Here is a 21,945-nt window from a genome sequence, read left to right on the forward strand (position 1 = left end):
AGGTTTACCAACGGTCATCTATCGATGGCCGTTGTGCTATTGGGCAGACACGGACGTACATACTCTGACTGTCGTTTTTCCTGCGGCTTTGCGGTAGAAAGCCGGCTCTGAGCTGCCGGGCCGCAACACGCCTTGCTGCAGTTGCCTGATCCAATCATGTTCTGCACCCACCCAGGCGGCGTATTCGAAGGTTGAGTGGCGCAAGGAGACGCTATGTTATTTCCCCACATGCATAACCTGCCTTTCATGAAGGTCATGGTTCGCACAGTCAAGGAATTCGTCGACGACGAAATGCCGACCTATGCTTCGGCGCTGGCTTACCAGATGCTGTTTTCCCTGTTCCCCTTTCTGCTGTTCCTGATCGCCCTGATCGGTTTCCTGCATTTACCCGATTTCTTTACCTGGATGCGCCTGCAAGCCGATCTGGTCCTGCCGCCCCAGGCGCTGGAACAGGTCAATCCGGTCATCGACCAGTTGCAGCAGTCCAAGGGCGGCTTGCTTTCCATCGGTATCGTGGTTGCGCTGTGGACCGCCTCGGCAGGTGTGCGCCTGACCATGAGCGCCATGAACGCCGCCTACGATGTGGTCGAGGAGCGTCCGGCCTGGAAGCGCATTCCGCTCTCGATTTTCTACACCATCGGCTTGGCCGGCATGCTGTTGTGCGTGGCGGCCCTGATGGTCACCGGTCCGCAGGTCATGCAGTGGCTGGCCGGCCAGATCGGCATGGAAGACTTCATCGTCACCCTGTGGACTATCCTGCGCTGGCCGCTGATCGTTATCCTGCTGATGATCGCCGTGGCAGTGATCTACTACGTGATGCCTGACGTGAAGCAGGAATTCCGTTTCATCACGCCAGGCTCGATGCTCGCGGTGGTGGTCTGGATCGTCGCCTCGCTGGGCTTTGCCTATTACGTGAAGACCTTCGCTGACTACAACGCCATGTACGGCAGCATCGGCGCGATCATCGTGTTGCTCCTGTATTTCTATATCTCTTCGGCCGTGCTGTTGCTGGGCGCCGAGATGAATGCGGTGATCGAACACATGTCGGCCGAGGGCAAGGACAAGGGCGCCAAGGACCCGGATGAACAGGCTCCGGCGGTGGACCAGACGGCCACCCAGCCCAGTGGTGAAAAGGACTTGCGCCCGGAACCTGCCAGACCGTCCACAGTGGTTCCTCGCCCGCAACCCTGAGTCGACGCTGTCAGGCGGTGGCCGCCTCGGCCCTCACCAGGGCCAGCAAGTCCTTGCTGGCCCTGTAGCGTTCCAGGCGTTGGGCCAACTCGGATGGCAGCGTGACAGCCTCCTCGAAGCCAGCTTGTCGATAGTAATCGTGCAGCTCAGGTGCGCAGAACAACCATACCGGTCCACCCAGCGCGGCTTGAGCCCCATTGAGCAGACCTCGGCCGTAGCCCCTGTTGCGATGCTCGATTGCCACGTGAAGCCCGGTCAGCCAATGACCGCCGGATATCGGCATGAAGTTCGCCCCCGCGATGATCTCGCTGTCCCGTGCCACCCACCAGCGCGCATTCCCCACACTGCGCATGCGACTTCGTTGCAGCTTGTAGAACTTGTCCAGCAGCGGTCTTGCCTGGGGCAGTAATTCGATGAATTCCACGCAAATGTGTCCTGCTGTTACCAAAGTGTCGGGTTTGCCCAATCGCGGGAAAAATTGCTTCGTGACGGCACCGACGCTGTAGTAAGGTCCGGGCCTCTTTTTTATGACGGAGATGCGCTGTGCAGCAGCCGATTCGCAATCCACTCTATCTGGCCGGCCTGATCACGCCCCTTTGGCTGGCCATCGCGCTTATCGTGGCCGGCAGCCTGTATCCGGGGTACAGCCATGTCAATCTGGCCATGGGCTTGCTGGGCGCCATCGATGCGCCCACCCACGCGCTCTGGCCCTGGTTCGCTCACTTCCCGCTGGGTGTGTTGTTGATCGCGTTCGGCATTGGCCTGTACATGCGTCATGCCCATCTGCGGCTGGCGCGTCTGAGCGCTTCGCTGGTCATTGTGCACGGTCTTGCCAGCCTGGCTGCCGGCTACTTTTCCTGTGATAACGGCTGTTCGCTGGAATACCCGTCGATGCAGCAGAACCTGCACACCATCGCCAGCGTGATCATGTCCGCGAGCTTGTTGCTGGCCAGTGCATTGTGGATTTTCGTGGCACGCCGCGAAGGCCGCAAGGGGCTTGTCTGGCTGTCCCTGGTGTGCAGCCTGTTCGCTCTGGGCTGCCTGCCGTGGATGGCAGCTGCCATGGACGTCGGTCGTGGTTTCGGGCTGTTCCAGCGGGTCAATTACTTTGCCTCGCTGTTGTGGATCGCCGGGCTGGCCTGGGCGCTGTTCAAGGACGACCGCAGCGGGCAGCTCTGAACGGCTCAGGTCATCATGGCTCAAGTCATCAAGGTGATCCAGATGGCCGCAGCGCCGATCAGTGTGACCATGCTGCCCAGGCCGAGCACCCCGGTCACGTCGGCCGGAAAGCATGCACGACTGATCCCTTCGACACGGCAGCGGTAACGGCGCCGCTGGCTCATCCAGATCGCCAGCGCCGCCATCAGCGTCAGGGCAATCAGGGCCCCGGCAAAACGGCCGTGGTGGGGCATCCAGCGCAGAAAGAACAGGCTCGCCACTAGCATCGCCAGCAGCGTCCGTCCCCACGCCAGCAAGGTGCGTTCGGGCTGCAGGCCTTCATCCTGATGGCCTGCCTGAGGCAGGCTCATCGCAATACCACGAAGGCAATCAAGGCGGCCGTGACCAGGGCACCGCCAATCGACAGCAGCGGCACCAGCAGCGGAATGGGCAGCGGTTGCTTGTGCCGCATGGCCCGCTCCACGTTCAGCCAGCGCAGGCTGGCGCTGGCACTGAGCAGCATGCCCAGCAGCAACAGGATGACCGCCAGGGTCTTGCGAAACTCCGGCGCGAAGACATCCGCGGTGAACGCCTCGACGGCGATGCCACCGGCCATCAGCGCCAATGCCGTACGGATCCAGGCCAGAAAGGTGCGTTCGTTGGCCAGAGTGAAGCGGGGGTCGGGCTCGCTGCCGCCTTTGAGCAGGCGCAGCTGTCGCGCGCTTCGCTCGCCGTGCTGAGGGGGGATCCCGGGGTCAGGTCTCGCCATGTGGTTGCCAGGCAGGGTGTGGAAGTAGGGCGATGCTACCACCGTCGCCCGTCGGGCCGTGCACTTTCATCCGCGCAGGCGCTCGAACGGCAACGAGCTCAGGCGGCGGTGACCACGGGCAGGTGGAAGACGAATTCGGTACCGTCTTCATCGCTGGAGCTCACCTCCAGTCGGCCGTCGTGGGCCAATGCAATCTGGTAGGCGATGTACAGGCCCAGCCCAAGGCCGCCGCGCGGACTGCGCACGCTGGGCCGAGCGAATGGCTTGAACAGTTGCGCCCGCACATTTTCGGCGATCGCCGGCCCCTGGTTATGCACCGCGAGCGTGAACTCCCGATTGGACAGGCGACCTTTAACGCGCACATCGCTGTCCGGCGCGCCGTGAATGATGGCGTTGGACACCAGGTTCGAGAGCAACTGGCCAATGCGCTCCTTGTCGCACAGCACGCCCTGCAAATCGTCGACATCCATCGAGATGACCCGCTCGGGGTGGATGCGCTGCAGCTCCGAGACCACATGTTCCAGGCTGCGCGTTAGGTCGGCATCGGGTTGCAGGTCGACCACGATACCGGCGCCCAATCGTCCGCGAGCGAAGTCCAGAACGTCCTCGATCAGTTGCGAGGCGCGGCGTGCACTGGTCTGGATATGCTTGACGATGCCCACGCTGCGCTCATCGGCGACCCGTCGCTGCAACAGCTCGGCGCCAGCGTTGATGGCGAACAGCGGGTTGCGCAGGTCGTGGCCCAGCACAGCGATGAACTGATCGCGCAGGTCGGCCATTTCCCGCTCCTCCACCAGCGCAATGGTCGTGCGCTGGTGCCGCTCCTCGTTCTCCATCTGCAGCGACAGCAGGCGCGCGAACGACGCCATCATCGGCTCGATACTGGTGCCCTTGAGACGGGTGGGCCGTGGATCGAGCGCACAGATCGTGCCGAAGAAGCTGCCGTCGGCCCGGAAGACGGGCGTGGCAATGTAGCTTTCGAAACGATAGAGGCGCGGTGTGGGGTGGTTGCAATACACCTCGTCTTCGCTGACCTTGTCGATGATCACGGTCTGATGGCTGGTGCGGATCTCATGGCACAAGGTCGTGGTCACGTCCAGCCCGTCGCCGACTTCCAGGCCCAACCCGATGTTGTCGAGCACCGCGCAGGTGGTCCAGGCATTTTCGGTCACACGGGCAACGGCTGCGAAGCGCAAGCCTGTGGTTTCGCAGATGACCTGCAATATGGAAGGGACCGCGTCGATGCGCGAGATGGTGGCTATGTCGGCTGCTGCAGTCGTGCCCATGAGGTGTCCACTGTGGTTGCGCAGGCCGGGACCATTGACGGTCGTGTCCGGGGGATGCCCCGATTCTAACGAGGCGTTCGGGGCCTGTAAAAAAATGTTGGACAGCCTGTCGATCAGCGGGCGTGCAAACCTGCTTGATGCCCTTGTCGTGACCTGCGCAAGTCGGCCTGTTGCTGAAGCAGCGGTGTCAATGCTGCCGGCTCCATGGCCTCACCGAGGTAAAGGCCTTGGACTTCCGCACAGCGGTCGTCCTGCAAGGCCCGCAGCTGTTGGTCAGTGCCGACGCCCGCACCGATTACCCTTGCGCCCATGGCTCGACCCAGGTCGATGATGCCTCGCACCAGTCCGCGATCCTGTGGGTTGCTCACCAGACCGGCGACGAAGCGTGGGTCGATCTTCACGGCATCGAATGGGTAAATGCGCAAATACCCCAACGAACAATAACCGCTGCCGAATTCGTCGAGTATCAAACCCACCCCTGATTCCTTCAAGGCCGTAAGGGCCCCCATCGCGCCGTCGGCACAACCCAGCATGACCTGCTCGGCAACTTGCAACTGCAAGCGATTGGCCGGCAGGCGGCTGTCGGTCAACGCATCGCGCACATCGCGGGCGACGTCGCTGCGGCTGAAATACGCTGGCGCCAGGCTCACCGACACCGCAATCGACTGCGGCCAGTGCCGCGCCGCCGCGCACGCTTCGCGTAGCAGCCAGTGCTCGATGGGCACGATCAGGTCGCTGCGCTCGGCCAGAGGCAGAAACGCGTCGCAGGTGAGCATTCCTTCGACCGGGTGCTGCCAGCGCAGCAGTGCCTCGACGGCAATCACCCGATCACCGTCGGCGCTGTACCGTGGCTGGAAGTGCAGCAGCAATTGGTCATGCTGAAGGGCGGAGCGCAGATCGGTTTCCAACTGCCGAAGGTGCTGCTGGCGGTCCAGCGCAGGCGCGAAATGCTGCCAGTAGCCGGGGCCTTGCGCCTGTGCTTCGCCTAGGGCGAGCTGAGCGCAACCGATCCACTCGCGGGCGTCTCCCCGGCTGGGATGATCATGGACCACGCCGATGTTCACCCCCACCTGCAATTGCTTCACGCCGTGCACGATGGGCCTTTGTATATTATCGATCAGGCGCTGGCAGAAACGCTCGATCTCGATCATCACGTCGATGCTGGCGAGCACGATCATGAATTGCCCATCCCGCAGACGGGTCACCAGATCATTGCTACGTGTGCTGTCGCGAAGACGACCGGCGACCGTACGCAGGATGCAGTCGCGCGCAGGTTGCCCCAAGGTTTCGCCCAGCTGCTCGAAACCGGTCAGGTCCAGCAGCAACAGGGTCAAGGGCACAGGACGAAGACGATCGGCCAGGGTCTGATCGAGAAACCGCGTCAGGGCATGCTCGTCTCCCAGCCCCGTCACCGCATCGTGGGTCGAGCGATGAGCGAGCTGAGCCTGGGCGCCGACCTGATCGGTGATGTCGAGCACCGTGCCGCGGTAGCCTGCAATCTGCCCATCATGCACGATAGGGCAGGCGACGATGCGGCAGTGGCGGGTCTGGCCGATGCTGTCGCGATAGCTGCAGCGCAGATGCCCGACACCTGACGAGCCGTCACCCAGTTGCTGCAGCCACTGGCCAGCCGGAAGGGTTTCGCACTGCAATAGCAGCTCGACCGGCTGGCCCAGCCACACATCCCGCGCCAAACCGGTTGCGGTGGTGAAGCTTGCGGAAAGGTAGCTGACACGCAAAAACGCGTCGGTTTCCCATATCCAGTCCGAAGAGGCGTCGGCCAACGCGCGCAGTCGCTCATCGCTGCACCGCAGGGCCTCGTATTCGTGCTGCAACCGAGCATGGTCCTGATCGATGTCACGCAAGCTGCGCAAGGTCTTGCGCAACAGTGCACCGGAAAAGATCAGCACGGCCAGCAGCAGCGCAGCAAGCGTCGGCAGCGACATGGACCACCAGGGTTCGCCACCCGGTGGCGAGGCCTGCACGGGCAAGCCGGCGCCGGCATCGTCGAGCGAGATCACGGGCCGGCCACCGTTTTCGCCCAGGTCTCGCTCCACGCTGGCAGACTGGGTTGCAGTTGTCTGGGCCGATAAGCCATTGGCAGGCTCCGACGCAGTGGGAATACCGAGTACGGCACCGCCGATGATCAGCACACAGGCAAGGATGGGCAGAACGAACGCCAGCACCAGAACCCGTGTGTGGCGTGAGTAGCGTGAGGCATTGGCGGCATCAACAGCATTCATGGGCAGCGGTCCCTGCGAACAGATATTTCCGGGTCCCATCTGGACGTGTGACTTCGGGCCATGGTTCCCCTCGAACGACCAGGCGCCGGTCACCGGAATCCGCCCCACCGATCGGGCCGGAACTCTCACTTCGCACGGCAGGCCGAAAGCGTATGCTGTAGCACGCACCTTTCAACCCGAGGGCTGCATGAAAATTCCACTGCTTTTCGGAGTGCTTGCACTTATGACGTCGTTTTCGCCCAATGCCGAAGAATTGCCCGCCTCGTTGCGCGAGGACGGCCAGTATCGCAATCAGGTGGTCCTGCCCAAGGACGGCTTCATGAAGAAACTGCGCATCGGCATCAAGTACCTGCTGCTGAGCAAGCCACCCGGCACCCGCCCGCAGGCGCCGCTGCCGGTGGAGCAACTGTCGCGCGACCAACTGCTGGCGGCGCCGGACTACAGCCTCTGGCGGTTGGGGCACTCCACCGTGCTGCTGAAGATGGGCGGCGAGTTTCTGCTGACCGATCCGGTGTTTTCAGAACGCGCTTCCCCGGTACAGTGGGCCGGTCCTCTACGCTTTCACCAACCACCGATCAGCATTGCCGACCTGCCGCCGATCAAGGCGGTCATCCTGTCCCACGACCACTACGACCATCTGGACGAACACGCGATCAAGGCGCTGGCCGGCAAGAGCGAGTATTTCCTGACCACCTTGGGCGTAGGTGACCGATTGCTCGAGTGGGGCGTACCGGCCAGCAAGGTTCGCCAACTGGACTGGTGGCAAGAAACCCAGGTCGGCGGCTTGCGTCTGGTGGCGACGCCCGCGCAGCATTTCTCGGGCCGTAGCCTGTTCGACAGCAACAGCACGCTGTGGGCGTCGTGGGTGATCATCGACAAGGACTTTCGTCTGTTCTTCAGCGGCGATACCGGTTATTTCCCAGGTTTCAAACAGATCGGCGAGCGTTTCGGCCCGTTCGACCTGACCCTGATGGAAACCGGCGCCTACAACGTCGCCTGGCCGAACGTGCACATGCAGCCCGAAGAAACGCTGCAGGCGCACCTGGATGTTCGCGGCAAGACCCTGCTGCCGGTGCACAACGGCACCTTCGACCTTTCGATCCATGACTGGCACGAACCCTTCGACCGCATCAGCGCGCTGGCCCAGGCCAAGGGCGTGCCGTTGAGCACGCCGCGCATGGGAGAGCGCATCGATCTGCGTCAGCCTCGACTCGGCGAGCACTGGTGGGAGCAAGTCGATTCCCCGGCTTCCGCAGTCACACCTTGACCGGTCAAGGCATCAGACGTCGGCGTTGGGTTCCTTGCGTGACTTGCCCTTGCCGCCATCCTTGGGTGGCAGACCGCTTTCGCTTCTGATCTGCGCATGGGCGATCAGGGCGAAGATGAAGCTGCCGCCGATGATGTTGCCTGCCAGGGTCGGTGCCGCGAAATCGAGCCAGAAGGCCTTCCAGTCCAGCTCGCCAGCCCACACCAGGTAGGACACCTCTGCCGAGCCCACCACGATGTGGGTGAAATCGCCCAGCGCCATCAGGTAAGTGACAAGGATGATGATCCACATCTTAGCGCTTTCCTGCGACGGGATCATCCAGACCATGGTGGCGATCATCCAACCGGAGATGATGCCCTTGGAAAACATCTGCGACAGGTCGTTTTCCATGACCTTGCGCCCAATTTCGAGAAAGGCCTCGTCGGTCTTGGTATCGAAGATCGGCAAATGCAGCATGACGTAGGACACCAGCAAGGTCCCCATCAGGTTACCGCCCAGCACCACGCCCCACAGTTTGAACAGCCGTCCGAAATTGCCCAGGCTCGGCTTGCTCATGACCGGCAGTACGGCGGTCAGGGTGTTCTCGGTGAACAGTTGCTGGCGTGCCAGGATCACCGCAAGAAAGCCTGCCGAATAGCCCAGGCTGGCGATCACTTTACTGGCCTCGCCTGCGGGCAGACGGGAGTTGAACAGTCCCATGGCCATCAGCGACAGGCCCATGGTGAGGCCGGCGGCCAGGGCCGACCAGAACAGGGCGGCTACGGTACGTTCCAGTTCATGGTCGCCCTGTATGCGGATGGTTTCATGCAACACCGCCGCGCGGGGCGGCTGGTTCTCATGGACCTCTTCTTTTTCGTCGGCCGACAGGCCAGGCGTCTTGCCGTCTTCTTCAGGGGCATCAAGGCGGGGTTCGTGCTTTTCCATGGAGGTTCCTGCGAATGCGGTGGCGCGCGTGCCGGGTGCACGGCTGCCACAGCACAGACCTTCAGGGCACTGAATAAGTTGCGTCACCGCCCGCCAGACATCGGCTACAGGCCGAATACCTCGCGCAGCGCCTTGGCATACGCCTGGCTGCCCAGGGTCATGCTGTTGTTGTGCGTACCGCCGGGCACCAGCAGCAACCGCTTGGGTTCGGCCGCGGCATCGAACAGTTCCTGGCTGAAACGCGGCGGCACATAACGGTCGTCCAGGCCATGAACGATCAGCACCGGAATCTTGATATCACCGATCTTGTCGATGGAATCGAATTTCTCCGACATGATCCAGCGCACCGGCAGCGAAGTGTTGGCCACCGCCGCTGCTGCAGCAGCCAGGTCGGTGAAGGTCGACTCCACGATCAGTCCGGCTGCTTTCGGCTCACTGCCCTCGGCCAGATGCTCTGCCAGATCCACCGCGATCGCGCCGCCCAGCGAATGACCATAGATGAAGCGTCGCTCGGCTTTGGGCTGCAACTGCACCAGGCGCTGCCAGGCAGCCTGGGCGTCCTGGTACACGGTGCGCTCGGATGGCAGATCGCCGGGGCTTTCGCCGAATCCGCGGTAATCGATGGCCAACACCGAGAAACCCAGCTCGCGCAGCTGGCTGATGCGGCGCACCTGTGCGGTCAGGTTCCAGCGTGTACCGTGCAGGTATAGCACCGCCGGTGCATCGGCGCGCGGCGCCGGCCACCACCAGGCATGCAAGTACTGGGTACTGCTCAGGGCCTTCTCCACTGGAATCTGCAATTCGGTGACGCCCGAAGGCAAGCCTGCGTACCAGCTGGCCGTGCCTGGCTCGATGTTGAACAACAACTGCCGCTCTTTGTAGGCCAGTTGCGAACAACCGTAGGGCAGGCCGACACCGATCGCCAGCGCCAGCAGCAGAAAGGGAAGCCAGCGCCGGCGACGGGGCGCGGTGGTAGGTGTTGCCATGCATGCAAACTCCAATCGGGTCTCTGCACTGGACCTGAACGGGCCCGACGCTGTTCCCTCGCGAATTGGTTTCAAGTGGTGTCAGCGCTGGCGTAGGCAGCCACCCGGTTGCCATCGGCAGGACGATCTTCTACTGTCCATCGACTACCGATGATCGCGCCGCCGTCGCAGGCGGCGTTTCAATAAAAAAGGACAACACATGAAAATCGTGATGGTAGGAGAGGCCGCAACACATCGCGACGCGCTCTCCGCAGCCCTGGATTTCCCGACGCAGTTCGTCGCGCTGCCCCGCGAGGCCCACGAATCGGACGCCTGGGACGATCAGATCGAAGGTGCCGACGTCGTGGTCTCGATGCGTTTCCAGCGGCGTAGCCCGGCTCCGGCCTTTCGTTTGCTGCACGTGCCCGGTGCCGGGCTGGATGGCATCGATTTCACCGCGCTGCCCGTTGGCGCAACCGTCTGCAATGTGTTCGAGCATGAAATTCCCATGGCCGAATACGCCTTGGCCTGCATGCTCGAACATCAGGTCGAACTGGCGGCCCTGCGAGCTCGCTTCAGTACCGAGCAATGGACGCACGCCTACCTGAAACGCCAACCTCGCGGCGAGCTGTTCGGCAAGACCGTGGTCATCGTCGGCTTCGGCCGCATCGGCCACGCCGTTGCCAGCCGAGCCCAGGCATTCGGCCTGCATGTCATCGCCATTTCCGCACGCGCCGAAGGTGGACGAGTGGACGGCCCCATGGATGAAGCGTACACACCCGCCGAACTTGACCAGGTGCTGCCCCGTGCCGATTTCGTCATCCTGACCTGCCCGCTGGACGAGCGTACCCGCGGTTCCTTCGCGGTCGCCCAATTCGCTGCGATGCGCCCTGATGCCGTACTGATCAACATCGCCCGCGCCGCCGTGGTCGATGAGGATGCGTTGTACCACGCGCTGCGCGACCACCTCATCGCCAAGGCCTACCTGGATGTCTGGTACCGCTACCCCAGCGGCGACACCGACCCGGTCGCACCCGCTCACCACCGCTTCGAAGACCTGTCCAATGCCTACTGCACGCCCCACGCCTCCGGCTGGACCCAGGGCCTCTTCGAACGCCGCTACGCCTTCATCGCCGCCAACATCAACCGGCTGCACCAAGGCCAGCCCCTCCAGAACGTCGTTACAAACCCCCGTCCCGTCTAACACCCGACGCGGCGACACACCCGGCCCCCTGTAGCAGCGGCGCGAGCCGCGTCCGGCCACACCGCAACCTCCCTGAACCACCGCACCTGCTTCCCACATACGCCCCAAATCCTTCCTACACCGCAGCCCCCCAATCCCTCTGCCTGGACGCACCACGGCTTCGCACACTGACGCCTCCTCAAGCTGACCGACAAGGACTGTCGTTTATGACCATTGGCTCATCCCACAACCATCCCGCCGACATCGCGGCCACCTTGCAAACCGCCGCCAGCCTGCCTTGGGCCGCTCGTTTTCCCAACCCTCCGGATCTGTGTTTCGACTACCGTCGTCTGCTCGAGCAAACCGGCGGCATTGCTCGCGGCGGTAACGCACAACACCGCATCTGCATCATTGGCGCGGGCGTCGCAGGCCTGGTGGTAGCCCGTGAGTTGCTGCGCTGCGGCTTCGAACGCATCACCTTGATCGAGCAGTCGCGCCGTCTCGGCGGACGTCATCTGACCGTGCACCCGGACGGTCCGCAATCCACAGCGCCTTCCACGCCTTTCGAAATGGGCGCGATGCGCATGCCCTTTTTCAATCGCAGTGGCGAGGCGCCCGCCCAAGGCCGCTCATTGATGGCGTACTACGCTGGGCTGTACGACCTCAAAACCTCAGACTTCCCGAATCCCGGCACGCCCTTCGTGCGCTCCACCGGTATTTATCTGCGCGAAGGCCAACTGGCAGGGGAGGGCGAACCCCGGTTGCTGGTCTGGAACAATCCAGAGGGCAGCACGCCACCGCCCACCGCCGCGTTGCAGGCCGTCTACCAGAAATGGAAGCTGTTCGCCGAGCGGATGGCAACGCAGGTCGCCGCCGTGTTCGGCAGCCAAGCATGGCCGACCCTGTGGTCTGCCATCGTCACGCGCTACCAGCATGTGCCATTCCGCGAGCTGGTCCGTTCTGCCGCCATCATCGCCTGGGATCCCGACAACCCCGGAGACTTCGGCGGGCTGGGCATGTCGGCCGACGAGTCTTCGATTTTCTACGCCATCGGCATAGGCGACGGCAGTTGGGGCGCCTTCTACGACGTCTGCAGCCTGTACCCGCTGCGCACTGCGATCTTCGGCTTCAGCAGTCACCTGCAACTGGTGCATGGCCGCGTCGATGGCCAGGGCAACCCGCTACCAGCTCCTTTCCAAGGCGAGCAAGCCGTGACCGACTCCAAGGGCGTGACGTTCGCCACACCGCGCTACCTGGGTCTGGCCGCGCTGGATGAGTGCCTGATGTTCATGCCTCTGGAAGAAGGCGCTCGCTCGCCTTACGAGCGATTGCGCCAGCAGCCTGCCAGCCTGATCACCGACAGCCCCGTGAACCGCCTCACCCGACTGGGCGATGGCAGCATAGAAGTGGGCTACCGCTGGCATCAGAGCGACGCACTGGCCAGCCGGCAAATGACGGAGCAGTTCGATTCGGTCATCGTCACGGTGCCCTCCTGGATCCTCGAAACACGAATCCAGGTGGACGGCTTCACCCCAGCCATGCTCCCCCAGACCACCATCAATGCCTACAAGACCGCGCACTGGGAAACCAGCTGCAAAGTCTACGCCCCGCTGAAGAAAACCTTTCTGTCGGCCCATTGTGACATCCCGCAGATCCTCATCACCGACAGTTTCGTGCACGACGTCTATGCCTACCGCTACAACGACAACTATGCCTACGACTGCATCCTGCTCAGCTACACCTGGGAGGACGATGCGACCAAGCTGGCGGCTTTCAGCGATGCCGAGCTGGTCGACAAGTGCATTCGCGAGCTGGACCGCATCCTGCTGCGCTGCAGTAATGTCGGTTCACGTATTTCTCCGTTCATCGACACCGCCAACGCGTGCGTGCAGCGCTGGGTCACGGACCGCAATGCCCTGGGCTGCGCCAAGCTCTACCGCGCCGGGGCCTACCAGGATGCAGTCGGCCTGATGAGCTACAACCGTGACTACAGTGCTCGATCTGGCCTGTACCTGGCGGGTGAGTCCTTTTCGGTCGACGCCGGCTGGACCGAGCCGGCCATGCGCGGGGCCGTCGATGCGGTGATCAACCTCTGCGCCAACCAAGGTGTAGCGTTCAACGGCGGATTCGATCTGTCCCATTACCCTCGGTATGGCACTGAGTCCTGAACCCGATCGAGTCCGTAGGCGTATTGAACGACTTTGTACGGTTGGCAGGATTACTCCTACACCAGCTTGGGAATCGTCCTGTTTTTTAACCCAGACGAATGCGTTTCTATGCGGAGGCAATCCAAAAACAACAAAAAGGTGCCTCCATGTCCTCTGCTTCCGCTATCAGCCCCGTGCGGGTCGCTGTCGTTCAGTTCGATCCGCAATGCGGTGTCGACCACCGCACGTTCAACCTCTCCCATAGCCTGCATCTGGCCCAGCGCGCCGTGGCCGAAGGTGCCCAGTTGATCGTGCTGCCCGAATTGGCCAACACCGGCTACGCCTTCCGCAACCGCGAAGAAGCGTTCGCGTTGGCCGAGACAGTGCCTGAAGGACCCAGTGCTCAGGCCTGGATCGAGTTTGCGCGCGAACACTCGGTCTACCTTGCCGCCGGCCTGGCAGAGCGTGACGGTCACAAGCTCTACGACTGCGCCGTGCTGGTCGGCCCCGATGGTTTCATCGGCAAGTACCGCAAGGCGCATCTGTGGAACCTGGAAAAGCTCTGGTTCAGTCCCGGTGACCTCGGCTTTCCAGTGTTCGAGACGCCCATCGGGCGCATCGGCCTGATGATCTGCTGGGACGTCTGGTTCCCGGAAGTACCACGTCTACTCAGCCTGCAAGGAGCCGACATCATCTGCAGCCTGAACAACTGGGTCTGGACGCCACCGCCGCTGTTCGATGAAACCGGCAAATGCATGGCGTCTTACCTGACCATCACTGCCGCCCACGTCAACAACACCTTCATCGCCGCCGCCAACCGCATCGGCACCGACCGCGGCGATCGCTTCCTCGGCTGCTCGTTGATAGCCGGCACCAACGGTTGGCCGCTCAGCGAAGTGGCCGGCGCCGAAGAGGAAACTATCCTCTTTGCCGACATCGACCTGGTCTCGGCACGCAGCGCACCGATCTGGAACAGCCTCAACGACCTGCCACGCGACCGTCGGGTCGACCTGTACGGCTCGATGCTGGGCTACGACCGCCATGCCGCGCTGCCGCGCTGAGGAGGGATGCCCATGGACACCTCTCTGCACGACACACCAACGCGCGCATCCAGCGGGACCCTGACAGGTTTGCTGTTGCTGTCACTGGCGGTCACGCTGACCGTGATCAGCGGCAAGCTGCTGGCTGTCGATGCGCTGTGGCCCGGCTATGGCGACATGATGGCTAACCTCCACCATCCGGCGGCCTGGTGGCGCTGGATAGTCGGTGATATCAGCGAAGTGGCGTTCTACAAACACGAGTTCGCCTCCATCGGCCTGCTCGTCGGCGCCGGGCTGGGCTGGTGGGCCAATCGCACCGGCAAACGCTGGCAGGGTTTCGCAATCTGCTACGGCACCGGCCTGTGGCCATGGGTGGTGACCAGTTCGCTGCTGGGTCTGGGCCTGGGCAACCTGCTCTGGGGCTGGACGCTGTCGGCCGATACCTGGCAGCCAACCTTCGTCGCCTTCGTTTCCATGCCGGCGGCCACCGTACTGCTGTTCGGCCGTGGCTGGCGTGTGGCGCTCACTGGAGCTGTCATGGGCGCCGTGCTGATCACGCCAGCCTGCCTGTTGATCGTCAAGTACGTGTGCACCCCGCTGGCCTTGCCGGTGGTGATCGGCAATGTCACGGGCATGGCAGTGGGCAGCGTCATCGGCTTCCTGCTGTGCAAACGCTTCCCGGCCCTGGTGAAGCCCGATGCGACGCCCTCGACAGCGCCACCGGTGGTGGCCGCGACCCCGGACTACGGGGTGCGCTGGACCTTGCGGCGCATCCTTGCCGACTTCTCCGAGGCGCCGTTCTTCGGCAACGAGTGGGCCAGCCTGGGGTTGGTGCTGGGCGCGCTGCTGGCCCTGATGCTCAATCCGGCCAGCCCGTTCTACGGTTCCGGCTGGCTGTTGCAGTTGTTGGCGGCGCAAACCCTCGCCTCGGCACTGGGCGTGCTCATCTGGCGTCATCAATGGATAGCCCGCGGCTGGTACCCGACCTACATACCCGTGGTCTCGGTAGCCCCCGCCGCGATTCTGGTCCATGGTGGCAGCCTGCCGGTGATCATCCTCAGTGCCGCACTGGGCGCATTGCTGGCGCCGCCACTGGCCGTCGCCATCAGTCAGCGGTTACCGTCCTATATGCATGGCTACATCGGTAACGTGCTGTCCATGGCCATCAGCACCTTGCTTATCCTGCCACTGATCGGCCTGATCATCGGCAGTCCCAACCTTTGACGGAGAACCGCCCATGGCTCTACCCAAACTGTCCGTAGGTGCCCTGGGCGGCACCATCAGCATGCAGGCCCAGCCCACTGGTGCAGGTGTTCAGCCCAGCCTGAGCGGGCAGGGCATGGTGGATCTGCTGCCGCAACTCACGTCTCTGGCCGAGGTTCAGGTGCACACGCTGAACCTGTTGCCCAGCGCCTCCCTGAGCTTCCAGGCGTTGCTCGATGCCCTGGATTGGGCACGCGGCTGCATCGCCGCCGGTTCGGTGGGCGTGGTCATCAGCCAGGGTACCGACACCTTGGAGGAGGCCGCATTCTTTCTCGACCTGCTCTGGGATCTGGACGAGCCCCTGGTCCTGACCGGCGCCATGCGCGCGGCATCCCATTGCGGTGCCGACGGCCCGGCCAACCTCCTCGCCGCAGGGCAAGTGGCGCTGGCTGAACGCAGTCGTGGTCGTGGCGTGCTGGTGGTGATCAACGATCAAGTGCACGCCGCATCGCGAGTACGCAAGGTCGCCGCCTTGGCAATGGATGCCTTCGCCTCGTCGCCCTTCGGCCCGGTTGGACTGATGGTCGAAAACCAGGTGCATTACGCCGCTCCACCCCCGGCTCGCCACTGTGTGCCGTATCCCACTCGAACCGATCACAGCGTGTTGCTTCTGGAAGCAGCGTTGGATGCAGACACCCTCTTGCTCGACAGGGTCGTCGACGTCGGGTATCAAGGCCTGGTCATTGCCGGCTTTGGCGCTGGTCATGTTTCGCAGCGCTGGGCCACCTGCTTGCAGGCCATTGCCCAGCACCTGCCGGTGATAGTCGCTACCCGCACCGGCCAGGGTCCCACCGCCAGTGGCAGCTACGGCTTTGTCGGCGGCGAAATCGATCTGCAAGCCAAGGGTGCAGTCATGGGCAGCTTTCTCTGCCCACGCAAGTGCAGGATCCTGCTTTGGACCCTGCTCGGCAGCGGCCAGCAGGGCGCCCTGCAAGCCTACCTCGCTCACTTGGGCGACTAGGCCGCGGCAGATCCGGGGACATCGTCGACGCTGGCGGCTACAATGCGAGCATTCTTTTGATGACCCGATCGAGCAGACCATGGCCTACAACATCAGCAACGACGCGCTGACCGACGAACAACTGGATTACGTGGAAGAGGTGCTGGGGCAATACGCCAGCGAAACATCGGTCGGCAGCATTTCCGAGCTCGACGGTTTCTTTGCGGCCATCGTTTCAGGTCCACAGGCGATCGCCTTCGACGACTGGTACGCAGCGCTGTGGGGTGGTCCCGACCAACTGCCGGTCTTCAAGGACGACAAGCAGTTCCAGAAATTCTTCGATCTGCTCATCCAGCACATGAACCAACTGGCCATGCTGCTGGAGGAAGACTTCGAAAACTTCGCGCCGATCTTCAATCTGTTCGACGATGAGGAAGTCGTCAGCGTCGAGGACTGGTGCTACGGCTACGAGCGCGGTGTCGTGGTGGGCGGCAGCTGGCTTGATATGCCCGACCAGGAACAAGACCTGCTCGCGCTGATCACCTTGCACACACAGGGCGTCGACCTGCTCAAACGCGACGGTTCGGGCGAAGAGCTGGATGCCGAAGAAGCCATGGAAATGATCCAGATGGCCGCGATCCGTCTGCACCAGTATTGGTTCGAGCGTCGTCCGAGCAACACCCCGGTCATCGCCGAAACCAAAGCCGGGCGCAACGATCCCTGCCCGTGCGGCAGTGGCAAGAAATTCAAGCAGTGCTGCCTGCATTGAGGATCGAACACTGCGCACCGATTGCAAGTGGGTGATTTTTTTACCATTGGAGGCAAATTGCCGTTGACAGCGGCGCGTCAATCCGTAGAATTGCGCGCCACAGCAGGCACGTAGCTCAGTTGGTTAGAGCACCACCTTGACATGGTGGGGGTCGTTGGTTCGAGTCCAATCGCGCCTACCAAACAAATCCGCTCTGCTGGGCGGTGCAGAAGGGCGATCCGAAAGGGTCGCCCTTTTTCGTTTACGCGCAATAGGCTTGCACGCACTTGCCCCCAGTGGCCCGTGGCGCGCATTATTCCGATCATTTCTTCGACTTGGCCCATTGCATGACTCACAGCCCGGCTCCATCGCCTATCGACGAGTCCGAACGCTTGGCTGCGCTCGAGCATCTGAGTGTGCTGGACAGCCCCCCTGAGCCTGGTTTCGACGATATCGTCCACCTAGCGACACACCTTTGCGGCACGCCCATTGGCCTGGTGTCGCTGGTGGACCGCGAACGTCAGTGGTTCAAGGCCTGTGTAGGGCTCGACGTTTCCCAGACTCACCGCGACCTGGCGTTCTGCGCCCATGCCATTCTGGCGCCTGATGCCGTGATGATAGTGCCGGACACCCATCTCGACCCGCGCTTCAAGGAGAGCCCGCTCGTCTTGGGCCCGCCCTACATTCGTTTCTATGCCGGCGCGCCGATCATCACGCGCCAGGGCTCGGCACTGGGCACCGTGTGCGTTATCGACACCGTGCCGCGCACGCTGGAGGTGTCGCAGTGCAATGCCCTGCAGGCCTTGGCCAGGCAGACCGCAGCACAACTGGAACTGCGCCTGCTCAACGAAGAGCGCGAGAAACAAACCCTTGCCCTGTCCCGTCAGCTGGACAATGTGCTGGGTGAGCACCAGCAAACCCTGTCGACCTTGCGGCATGCCCAACGCATATCCTCGCTGGGTCAGCTCACCGCCGGCATCGCCCACGACTTCAACAATCTGCTGCAAGCGGTCAGTGCCAGCCTGCAAATGACCCGTCTCAAGGCACGCAAGCCCCTGGAAGTCGAGCGCCTCACAGAGATCGGTTTGCAGGCCGTGCGGCAGGGCGCCCAACTGATCCACCACCTGCTCGCGTTTGCCCGTCGCGAAGAGCCCAGCGTGCACGCGGTGAGGCTCGACGAGCGGATCGAGCACAACAGCGATCTGTTCGGCCGCGCGCTGGGCGCCACTACCCAGGTGCTGCTGGATCTGCAGGCGCCCGCCCAGGCAGTGATGTGCGACGCCCATCAACTGGACGCCGCCTTGCTCAACCTGCTGGTGAATGCCCGCGATGCCCTGCGCGGTGCCGGACAGATTCGAGTTGCAACCTGTCTGCGAGCGGTCCGCGGCGACGCGCAGCTGACCGATGGTGACTACCTTTGCCTGAGCGTTGCCGACGACGGACCAGGCATCCCTGAAGACGTACTGGCCCAGGTTTTCGAACCCTTCTATACCACCAAGGCCTCAGGGCAGGGCACAGGACTGGGCTTGTCGCAGGTCTATGGGTTTGCGTTGAGCGCCGAGGGTATCGCTCGGATTGAAAGCCGGGCCGGCGAGGGCACCACGGTTACCCTTTGGCTGCGATGCATCGATGCGGTATAGCCAATGGCTTACACGCAGTGGCTACAATCGCCTCTATTGCGACCTTCACCACAGCAGTATTCTAGCTTCACTAACTGGGACGAAGGATACGACTCAGGGTCATGGACGACCGGCCATTGCAAGGAAGCTGCTAACAGGATGTTGGAATGGCTAGACAAAAAACCCGCTTCGGCGGGTTTTTTGTTGGGCGCAGTTTTTCTCCGCCATCGCGGCAGGACCTGTCTGCCGCGATAGGCAGATCAGGTTACTTGCCCGCCACGATCCGCTTGACCATGGCTGCGTGACCACTCGCATCGCTGGCACGGGAAATCACCTGGACGACCGACATGGTCTGTCCCGACCCTGCAACGAAAGTGGTGGTCATGGTTGCACCGCCCCCCATGGTCGCGGTGCTGTCTATCTGCTCCACGCCCAGCTTGCGCAAGGTGATGCGCTTCTCGGCCGTTTTCTTGAAATCAGGCAGTGCTCTTGCCTGCTGGTCGATGAAGCCGGCAGTGGCGCCGGTCAGGAATTCATCGTCGTTGTCGGCGGCATGCCCGCCTTTGGGAATGGGCAGTTCGGTGGTCACCACCACACGTTTCTCATTGTCATTCATGTACATCATCCCCTTGGCGCCCGCCGCATCGCTTTTCGGATCCGCGGGGGGCAGTGGGTTGACGGTATAGCCAGCTGGCAGGGTAAACATGAATTTGCCATCAAGCGTCTTGACGGTCTGTGTCTTCGGCGCGCTCGGTGCCGGCTTGGCGGCCCAGGCCACATTGGCCAGGCCCAGCGTTAAAGCGAGAAACAGGCAGGTGCGGCGCATTGACGAAACTCCAATAGGGTCAGGAGTGGGATCCTACTCCAGACCCTTTGGCTTGAGAACGCGCGCGAACCTCACTTATCCAGTGCCTGCACCAGCTCGTGCGCGAACCTTACCCGCGCTTCGTTCGGATAATTCTTGTTAGCCAACACGACCACCCCGATTCCCTTCGACGGTACGAACGCCACATACCCGCCAAACCCGTTGGTGGCTCCCGTCTTGTTGATCCATACCTCGCCCAGCGGCTGCAGCGGATTGGTAGGCTGGGTTTCCAGGGCCACTGCGTTGGAGTTGCCTTGCACCAGGGTGTCGAGAGCGACTGGATAGCCGTATTGTTCCCAGATCAGTCCCTGCGTCATGCCGCCTACCCTGAAGTAGCCCTGCTGCGTGGCCTTCAGCGCTTCACGAAGTTTCGCCGGAACCGTCACCGTACCCATCTGTGCCTGCAGGTAGTGAAGCATGTCTCGGGCACTGGACTTGAAACCATAGGCCTCATCGGCCAGTACCGCAGGATTCAGCCGTACGGGCTGATCTTGCTTGTCGTAACCCTGCGCATACAACGGCAACTGGTCGGCGGGTACATCCAGATAGGTATGGGCAAGGCCCAGGGCCGGAAGCAGTGTGTCGTGCACGGCCTGGGCGAAGGAAACATCCATGCTTTTGGCAGCGATCAGTCCGAGCAGGCCGATGCTGGGGTTCGCATAGCTGCGCTGGGTACCCGGCGCATAGCTGGGTCGCCAGTCGCGAAAGTACGTCGTCAGTTGCGCATCGTTCTGGATGTCATCCGGCAGTTGCAAAGGGAATCCGCCAGCACTGTGAGTGCCCAGATCCGCCAGCGTCACCTGATCCAGCGGTGTGCCGCGCAACGCTGGCAGATATTGGCCAGGATGATCGCTCAATGACAGCTTGCCATTGACCTGCGCATAGGCGGCCAAGGCGGCAGTGAAGGTCTTGCTGATCGAACCCAGCTCGAACAGTGTGTCTGCAGTGACAGGTGTCCGTGCCTCTCGTGAAGCCAGTCCATAGTTGAAGAACATCTGTTGACGCCCATCGGTCACCGCGATCGCCATGCCGGCGATGTTGTACTGACTCATCAGGGACTCGGCCCGAGCCTTGACCAGGGTTTCGACTGCGGATGGGGCAGCCTGGACGCTTGTCCCCGTCCACGCCGTCGCGAATGCCACCAGGCATCCAACGGTCATGAGTGTGCGGGATCTGCCCATGAATGACTCCTTTGTCGTTTTGATCGGTACTGATTGTCTCTGTCTAGATGCTCTATTATCCCGGCATCTCGCTTTCCCGTGCCAGCCGCTATGATGGGGCGTCTGTGAAAACGCCGCGAGGAATCATGAAATCAACAACCTGCATGCTTCTGGCACTGCTGGCTCCGTTGTACGCCCACGCCGCAGGCGACGCTGTGGCCGGTCGGGCCACATTCGAAAAGAACTGTGGTGGCTGCCACAAGGTTGGCCGAGGAGCCCAGGCCGCCTTCGGCCCGCAACTCAACGGAGTGATCGGCCGTCCCGCGGGAAGCACGAACGACTACAGCTATTCAGCCGAAATGAAGAACTCGGGCATTGTCTGGACTCCCGAGAAGATCGCAGCCTTCGTCGAGGCACCCAGCGATGTGGTGCCCGGCACCAAGATGCGCCTGTGGTGGTTCGGCAACGACCAAAAAATGGCTGACCTGCTCGAGTACCTCAAGAGTAATCCGTAGGACAGGTACCACGCGGTGGGATTGCGCAGGGGACTGACATTTAGGCGGCATCCTACAGATGAGTATGAAACCCCACCCTTGGCAGCCTGGCCCGTCTTCGTATCATTGAGCGCTTCCATCACGGAGGACTGAATGGCGAAGGTGACAGTATTGATCGGGGTGGCAACGTTGTGTCTTGTGGCCTGTGCACCGAGCGGGCAGTACCCGCACAATGGAATGAATACGCCGGATCCCTGGCGCAAGGGGCCGGCCGCGTACCGTGAACTGCCCATGGGCGACCCAAGGCGGCAGCACCTGTGCCAGTTGGAGTCGAGTCGACCTGAGTGCGAGCTGGTCCCGCCAGGGCCTTGAGGCGCCAAATGCTCAAATGATCAATTGATCCACAGTCGTAAAAAACTTCCCGAGGGCCGTTGACTCCCCTGCAAAATCTTGTAATATGCGCCTCCCGCTGACGAGCAATCGAAAGCGCAAGCGGTTGAAGTTGTTCGAGATTCTCAAAAAACTTCAAAATAAACGCTTGACAGAATGTGAGGCTAGCGTAGAATGCGCGCCTCGGTTGAGACGAAAGAATCAACCCACCGCTCTTTAACAATTGAATCAAGCAATTCGTGTGGGTGCTTGTGAGTTAAGACTGTTAGTCAACAAGATTATCAGCATCACAA

20 protein-coding genes and 1 tRNA gene are annotated in these 21,945 nt (G+C 62.2%); 12 read left to right on the forward strand and 9 right to left on the reverse strand.

What is annotated here, in order from left to right; translation table 11 throughout:
* The first annotated feature begins 213 nt into the window (after nt 1-213).
* Nucleotides 214-1,191 carry a YihY/virulence factor BrkB family protein gene (locus QMX89_RS18450; RefSeq protein ID WP_282349306.1) on the forward strand — a complete coding sequence of 326 codons (978 nt, stop codon included), beginning with the start codon at nt 214-216 and terminating at the stop codon, nt 1,189-1,191.
* Nucleotides 1,192-1,201: 10 nt separating this feature from the next.
* On the opposite strand, the gene QMX89_RS18455 is transcribed toward QMX89_RS18450, so the two are convergent.
* Nucleotides 1,202-1,615 (reverse strand): GNAT family N-acetyltransferase, encoded by a 414-nt coding sequence (locus tag QMX89_RS18455; protein ID WP_282349308.1) that lies wholly within the window; start codon nt 1,613-1,615, stop codon nt 1,202-1,204.
* A gap of 119 nt (nt 1,616-1,734) precedes the next feature.
* On the opposite strand from QMX89_RS18455, the gene QMX89_RS18460 reads away from it, so the two are divergent.
* Entirely contained in the window at nt 1,735-2,370 is a 636-nt protein-coding gene (locus QMX89_RS18460) for a DUF998 domain-containing protein (RefSeq protein WP_282349310.1), read from the forward strand.
* Nucleotides 2,371-2,390: 20 nt separating this feature from the next.
* Here QMX89_RS18460 and QMX89_RS18465 read toward each other — a convergent pair whose 3' ends face one another.
* The 4 genes from QMX89_RS18465 to QMX89_RS18480 all read right to left on the reverse strand — a co-directional run bounded on the left by QMX89_RS18465 (nt 2,391) and on the right by QMX89_RS18480 (nt 6,647).
* A complete protein-coding gene (locus tag QMX89_RS18465) occupies nt 2,391-2,720 on the reverse strand; it encodes a DUF202 domain-containing protein (protein WP_056844269.1) in 330 nt (109 codons plus the stop codon).
* A complete protein-coding gene (locus QMX89_RS18470; protein ID WP_049862492.1) occupies nt 2,717-3,118 on the reverse strand; it encodes a DUF202 domain-containing protein in 402 nt (133 codons plus the stop codon). Before QMX89_RS18470 ends, QMX89_RS18465 begins: the two co-directional genes overlap by 4 nt.
* Before the next feature lie 98 nt (nt 3,119-3,216).
* Nucleotides 3,217-4,404 carry a GAF domain-containing sensor histidine kinase gene (locus tag QMX89_RS18475; protein ID WP_282349312.1) on the reverse strand — a complete coding sequence of 396 codons (1,188 nt, stop codon included), beginning with the start codon at nt 4,402-4,404 and terminating at the stop codon, nt 3,217-3,219.
* A 113-nt stretch (nt 4,405-4,517) separates the two neighbouring features.
* Nucleotides 4,518-6,647, reverse strand: a complete 2,130-nt coding sequence (locus tag QMX89_RS18480; protein WP_282349313.1) for an EAL domain-containing protein — start codon at nt 6,645-6,647, stop codon at nt 4,518-4,520.
* 187 nt (nt 6,648-6,834) lie between these two features.
* Here QMX89_RS18480 and QMX89_RS18485 point away from each other — a divergent pair, with 187 nt between their 5' ends.
* Nucleotides 6,835-7,914 (forward strand): MBL fold metallo-hydrolase, encoded by a 1,080-nt coding sequence (locus tag QMX89_RS18485; protein ID WP_282349314.1) that lies wholly within the window; start codon nt 6,835-6,837, stop codon nt 7,912-7,914.
* Nucleotides 7,915-7,926: 12 nt separating this feature from the next.
* Here QMX89_RS18485 and QMX89_RS18490 read toward each other — a convergent pair whose 3' ends face one another.
* Both QMX89_RS18490 and QMX89_RS18495 read right to left on the reverse strand, forming a co-directional pair.
* A complete protein-coding gene (locus QMX89_RS18490; RefSeq protein WP_282349316.1) occupies nt 7,927-8,838 on the reverse strand; it encodes a formate/nitrite transporter family protein in 912 nt (303 codons plus the stop codon).
* Between the two features lie 104 nt (nt 8,839-8,942).
* Nucleotides 8,943-9,824: an alpha/beta fold hydrolase gene (locus tag QMX89_RS18495; RefSeq protein WP_049862497.1), complete on the reverse strand. Its 882-nt coding sequence runs from the start codon at nt 9,822-9,824 to the stop codon at nt 8,943-8,945.
* A gap of 199 nt (nt 9,825-10,023) precedes the next feature.
* Here QMX89_RS18495 and QMX89_RS18500 point away from each other — a divergent pair, with 199 nt between their 5' ends.
* The 8 genes from QMX89_RS18500 (at nt 10,024) to QMX89_RS18535 (ending at nt 18,764) form a co-directional block, all read left to right on the forward strand.
* The gene (locus QMX89_RS18500) at nt 10,024-11,007 is read left to right on the forward strand and encodes a 2-hydroxyacid dehydrogenase (RefSeq protein WP_282349318.1); all 984 of its coding nucleotides are present in this window, start codon (nt 10,024-10,026) and stop codon (nt 11,005-11,007) included.
* Between the two features lie 206 nt (nt 11,008-11,213).
* A complete protein-coding gene (locus tag QMX89_RS18505) occupies nt 11,214-13,154 on the forward strand; it encodes an FAD-dependent oxidoreductase (RefSeq protein WP_282349319.1) in 1,941 nt (646 codons plus the stop codon).
* A gap of 146 nt (nt 13,155-13,300) precedes the next feature.
* Nucleotides 13,301-14,194 (forward strand): nitrilase family protein, encoded by an 894-nt coding sequence (locus QMX89_RS18510; protein WP_049862500.1) that lies wholly within the window; start codon nt 13,301-13,303, stop codon nt 14,192-14,194.
* Between the two features lie 12 nt (nt 14,195-14,206).
* Nucleotides 14,207-15,397, forward strand: coding sequence for a hypothetical protein (locus QMX89_RS18515; protein ID WP_282349320.1), 1,191 nt, complete (start codon nt 14,207-14,209; stop codon nt 15,395-15,397).
* A gap of 13 nt (nt 15,398-15,410) precedes the next feature.
* The gene (locus QMX89_RS18520) at nt 15,411-16,397 is read left to right on the forward strand and encodes an asparaginase (protein ID WP_049862502.1); all 987 of its coding nucleotides are present in this window, start codon (nt 15,411-15,413) and stop codon (nt 16,395-16,397) included.
* Nucleotides 16,398-16,476: 79 nt separating this feature from the next.
* On the forward strand, nt 16,477-17,145 hold the full coding sequence (locus QMX89_RS18525; RefSeq protein ID WP_049862503.1) for a UPF0149 family protein: 669 nt from the start codon (nt 16,477-16,479) through the stop codon (nt 17,143-17,145).
* A 104-nt stretch (nt 17,146-17,249) separates the two neighbouring features.
* A tRNA-Val gene (locus QMX89_RS18530) sits at nt 17,250-17,326 on the forward strand.
* A 145-nt stretch (nt 17,327-17,471) separates the two neighbouring features.
* Complete coding sequence (locus QMX89_RS18535) at nt 17,472-18,764, forward strand: ATP-binding protein (RefSeq protein ID WP_282349324.1); 1,293 nt, start codon at nt 17,472-17,474, stop codon at nt 18,762-18,764.
* 244 nt (nt 18,765-19,008) lie between these two features.
* Here QMX89_RS18535 and QMX89_RS18540 read toward each other — a convergent pair whose 3' ends face one another.
* A complete protein-coding gene (locus QMX89_RS18540) occupies nt 19,009-19,569 on the reverse strand; it encodes a hypothetical protein (protein WP_282349325.1) in 561 nt (186 codons plus the stop codon).
* Nucleotides 19,570-19,640: 71 nt separating this feature from the next.
* Nucleotides 19,641-20,789, reverse strand: coding sequence for a class C beta-lactamase (gene ampC, locus QMX89_RS18545; protein ID WP_282349327.1), 1,149 nt, complete (start codon nt 20,787-20,789; stop codon nt 19,641-19,643).
* A gap of 125 nt (nt 20,790-20,914) precedes the next feature.
* Between ampC and QMX89_RS18550 the strand changes: the two genes are divergently transcribed.
* Nucleotides 20,915-21,283, forward strand: coding sequence for a c-type cytochrome (locus QMX89_RS18550; RefSeq protein ID WP_049862506.1), 369 nt, complete (start codon nt 20,915-20,917; stop codon nt 21,281-21,283).
* Nucleotides 21,284-21,945 lie beyond the last annotated feature (662 nt).

Source organism: Pseudomonas sp. PS01301 (assembly GCF_029960215.1).
GTDB lineage: Bacteria > Pseudomonadota > Gammaproteobacteria > Pseudomonadales > Pseudomonadaceae > Aquipseudomonas > Aquipseudomonas coleopterorum.

Coding starts and splice junctions, on each gene's coding strand:
- QMX89_RS18475 (WP_282349312.1), bottom strand. CDS start 4,404: ATGGGCACGACTGCAGCAGCCGACATAGCCACCATCTCGCGCATCGAC.
- QMX89_RS18505 (WP_282349319.1), top strand. CDS start 11,214: ATGACCATTGGCTCATCCCACAACCATCCCGCCGACATCGCGGCCACC.
- QMX89_RS18450 (WP_282349306.1), top strand. CDS start 214: ATGTTATTTCCCCACATGCATAACCTGCCTTTCATGAAGGTCATGGTT.
- QMX89_RS18485 (WP_282349314.1), top strand. CDS start 6,835: ATGAAAATTCCACTGCTTTTCGGAGTGCTTGCACTTATGACGTCGTTT.
- QMX89_RS18495 (WP_049862497.1), bottom strand. CDS start 9,824: ATGGCAACACCTACCACCGCGCCCCGTCGCCGGCGCTGGCTTCCCTTT.
- QMX89_RS18465 (WP_056844269.1), bottom strand. CDS start 2,720: ATGAGCCTGCCTCAGGCAGGCCATCAGGATGAAGGCCTGCAGCCCGAA.
- QMX89_RS18520 (WP_049862502.1), top strand. CDS start 15,411: ATGGCTCTACCCAAACTGTCCGTAGGTGCCCTGGGCGGCACCATCAGC.
- QMX89_RS18525 (WP_049862503.1), top strand. CDS start 16,477: ATGGCCTACAACATCAGCAACGACGCGCTGACCGACGAACAACTGGAT.
- QMX89_RS18510 (WP_049862500.1), top strand. CDS start 13,301: ATGTCCTCTGCTTCCGCTATCAGCCCCGTGCGGGTCGCTGTCGTTCAG.
- ampC (WP_282349327.1), bottom strand. CDS start 20,789: ATGGGCAGATCCCGCACACTCATGACCGTTGGATGCCTGGTGGCATTC.
- QMX89_RS18500 (WP_282349318.1), top strand. CDS start 10,024: ATGAAAATCGTGATGGTAGGAGAGGCCGCAACACATCGCGACGCGCTC.
- QMX89_RS18540 (WP_282349325.1), bottom strand. CDS start 19,569: ATGCGCCGCACCTGCCTGTTTCTCGCTTTAACGCTGGGCCTGGCCAAT.
- QMX89_RS18535 (WP_282349324.1), top strand. CDS start 17,472: ATGACTCACAGCCCGGCTCCATCGCCTATCGACGAGTCCGAACGCTTG.
- QMX89_RS18480 (WP_282349313.1), bottom strand. CDS start 6,647: ATGAATGCTGTTGATGCCGCCAATGCCTCACGCTACTCACGCCACACA.
- QMX89_RS18490 (WP_282349316.1), bottom strand. CDS start 8,838: ATGGAAAAGCACGAACCCCGCCTTGATGCCCCTGAAGAAGACGGCAAG.
- QMX89_RS18550 (WP_049862506.1), top strand. CDS start 20,915: ATGAAATCAACAACCTGCATGCTTCTGGCACTGCTGGCTCCGTTGTAC.
- QMX89_RS18470 (WP_049862492.1), bottom strand. CDS start 3,118: ATGGCGAGACCTGACCCCGGGATCCCCCCTCAGCACGGCGAGCGAAGC.
- QMX89_RS18515 (WP_282349320.1), top strand. CDS start 14,207: ATGGACACCTCTCTGCACGACACACCAACGCGCGCATCCAGCGGGACC.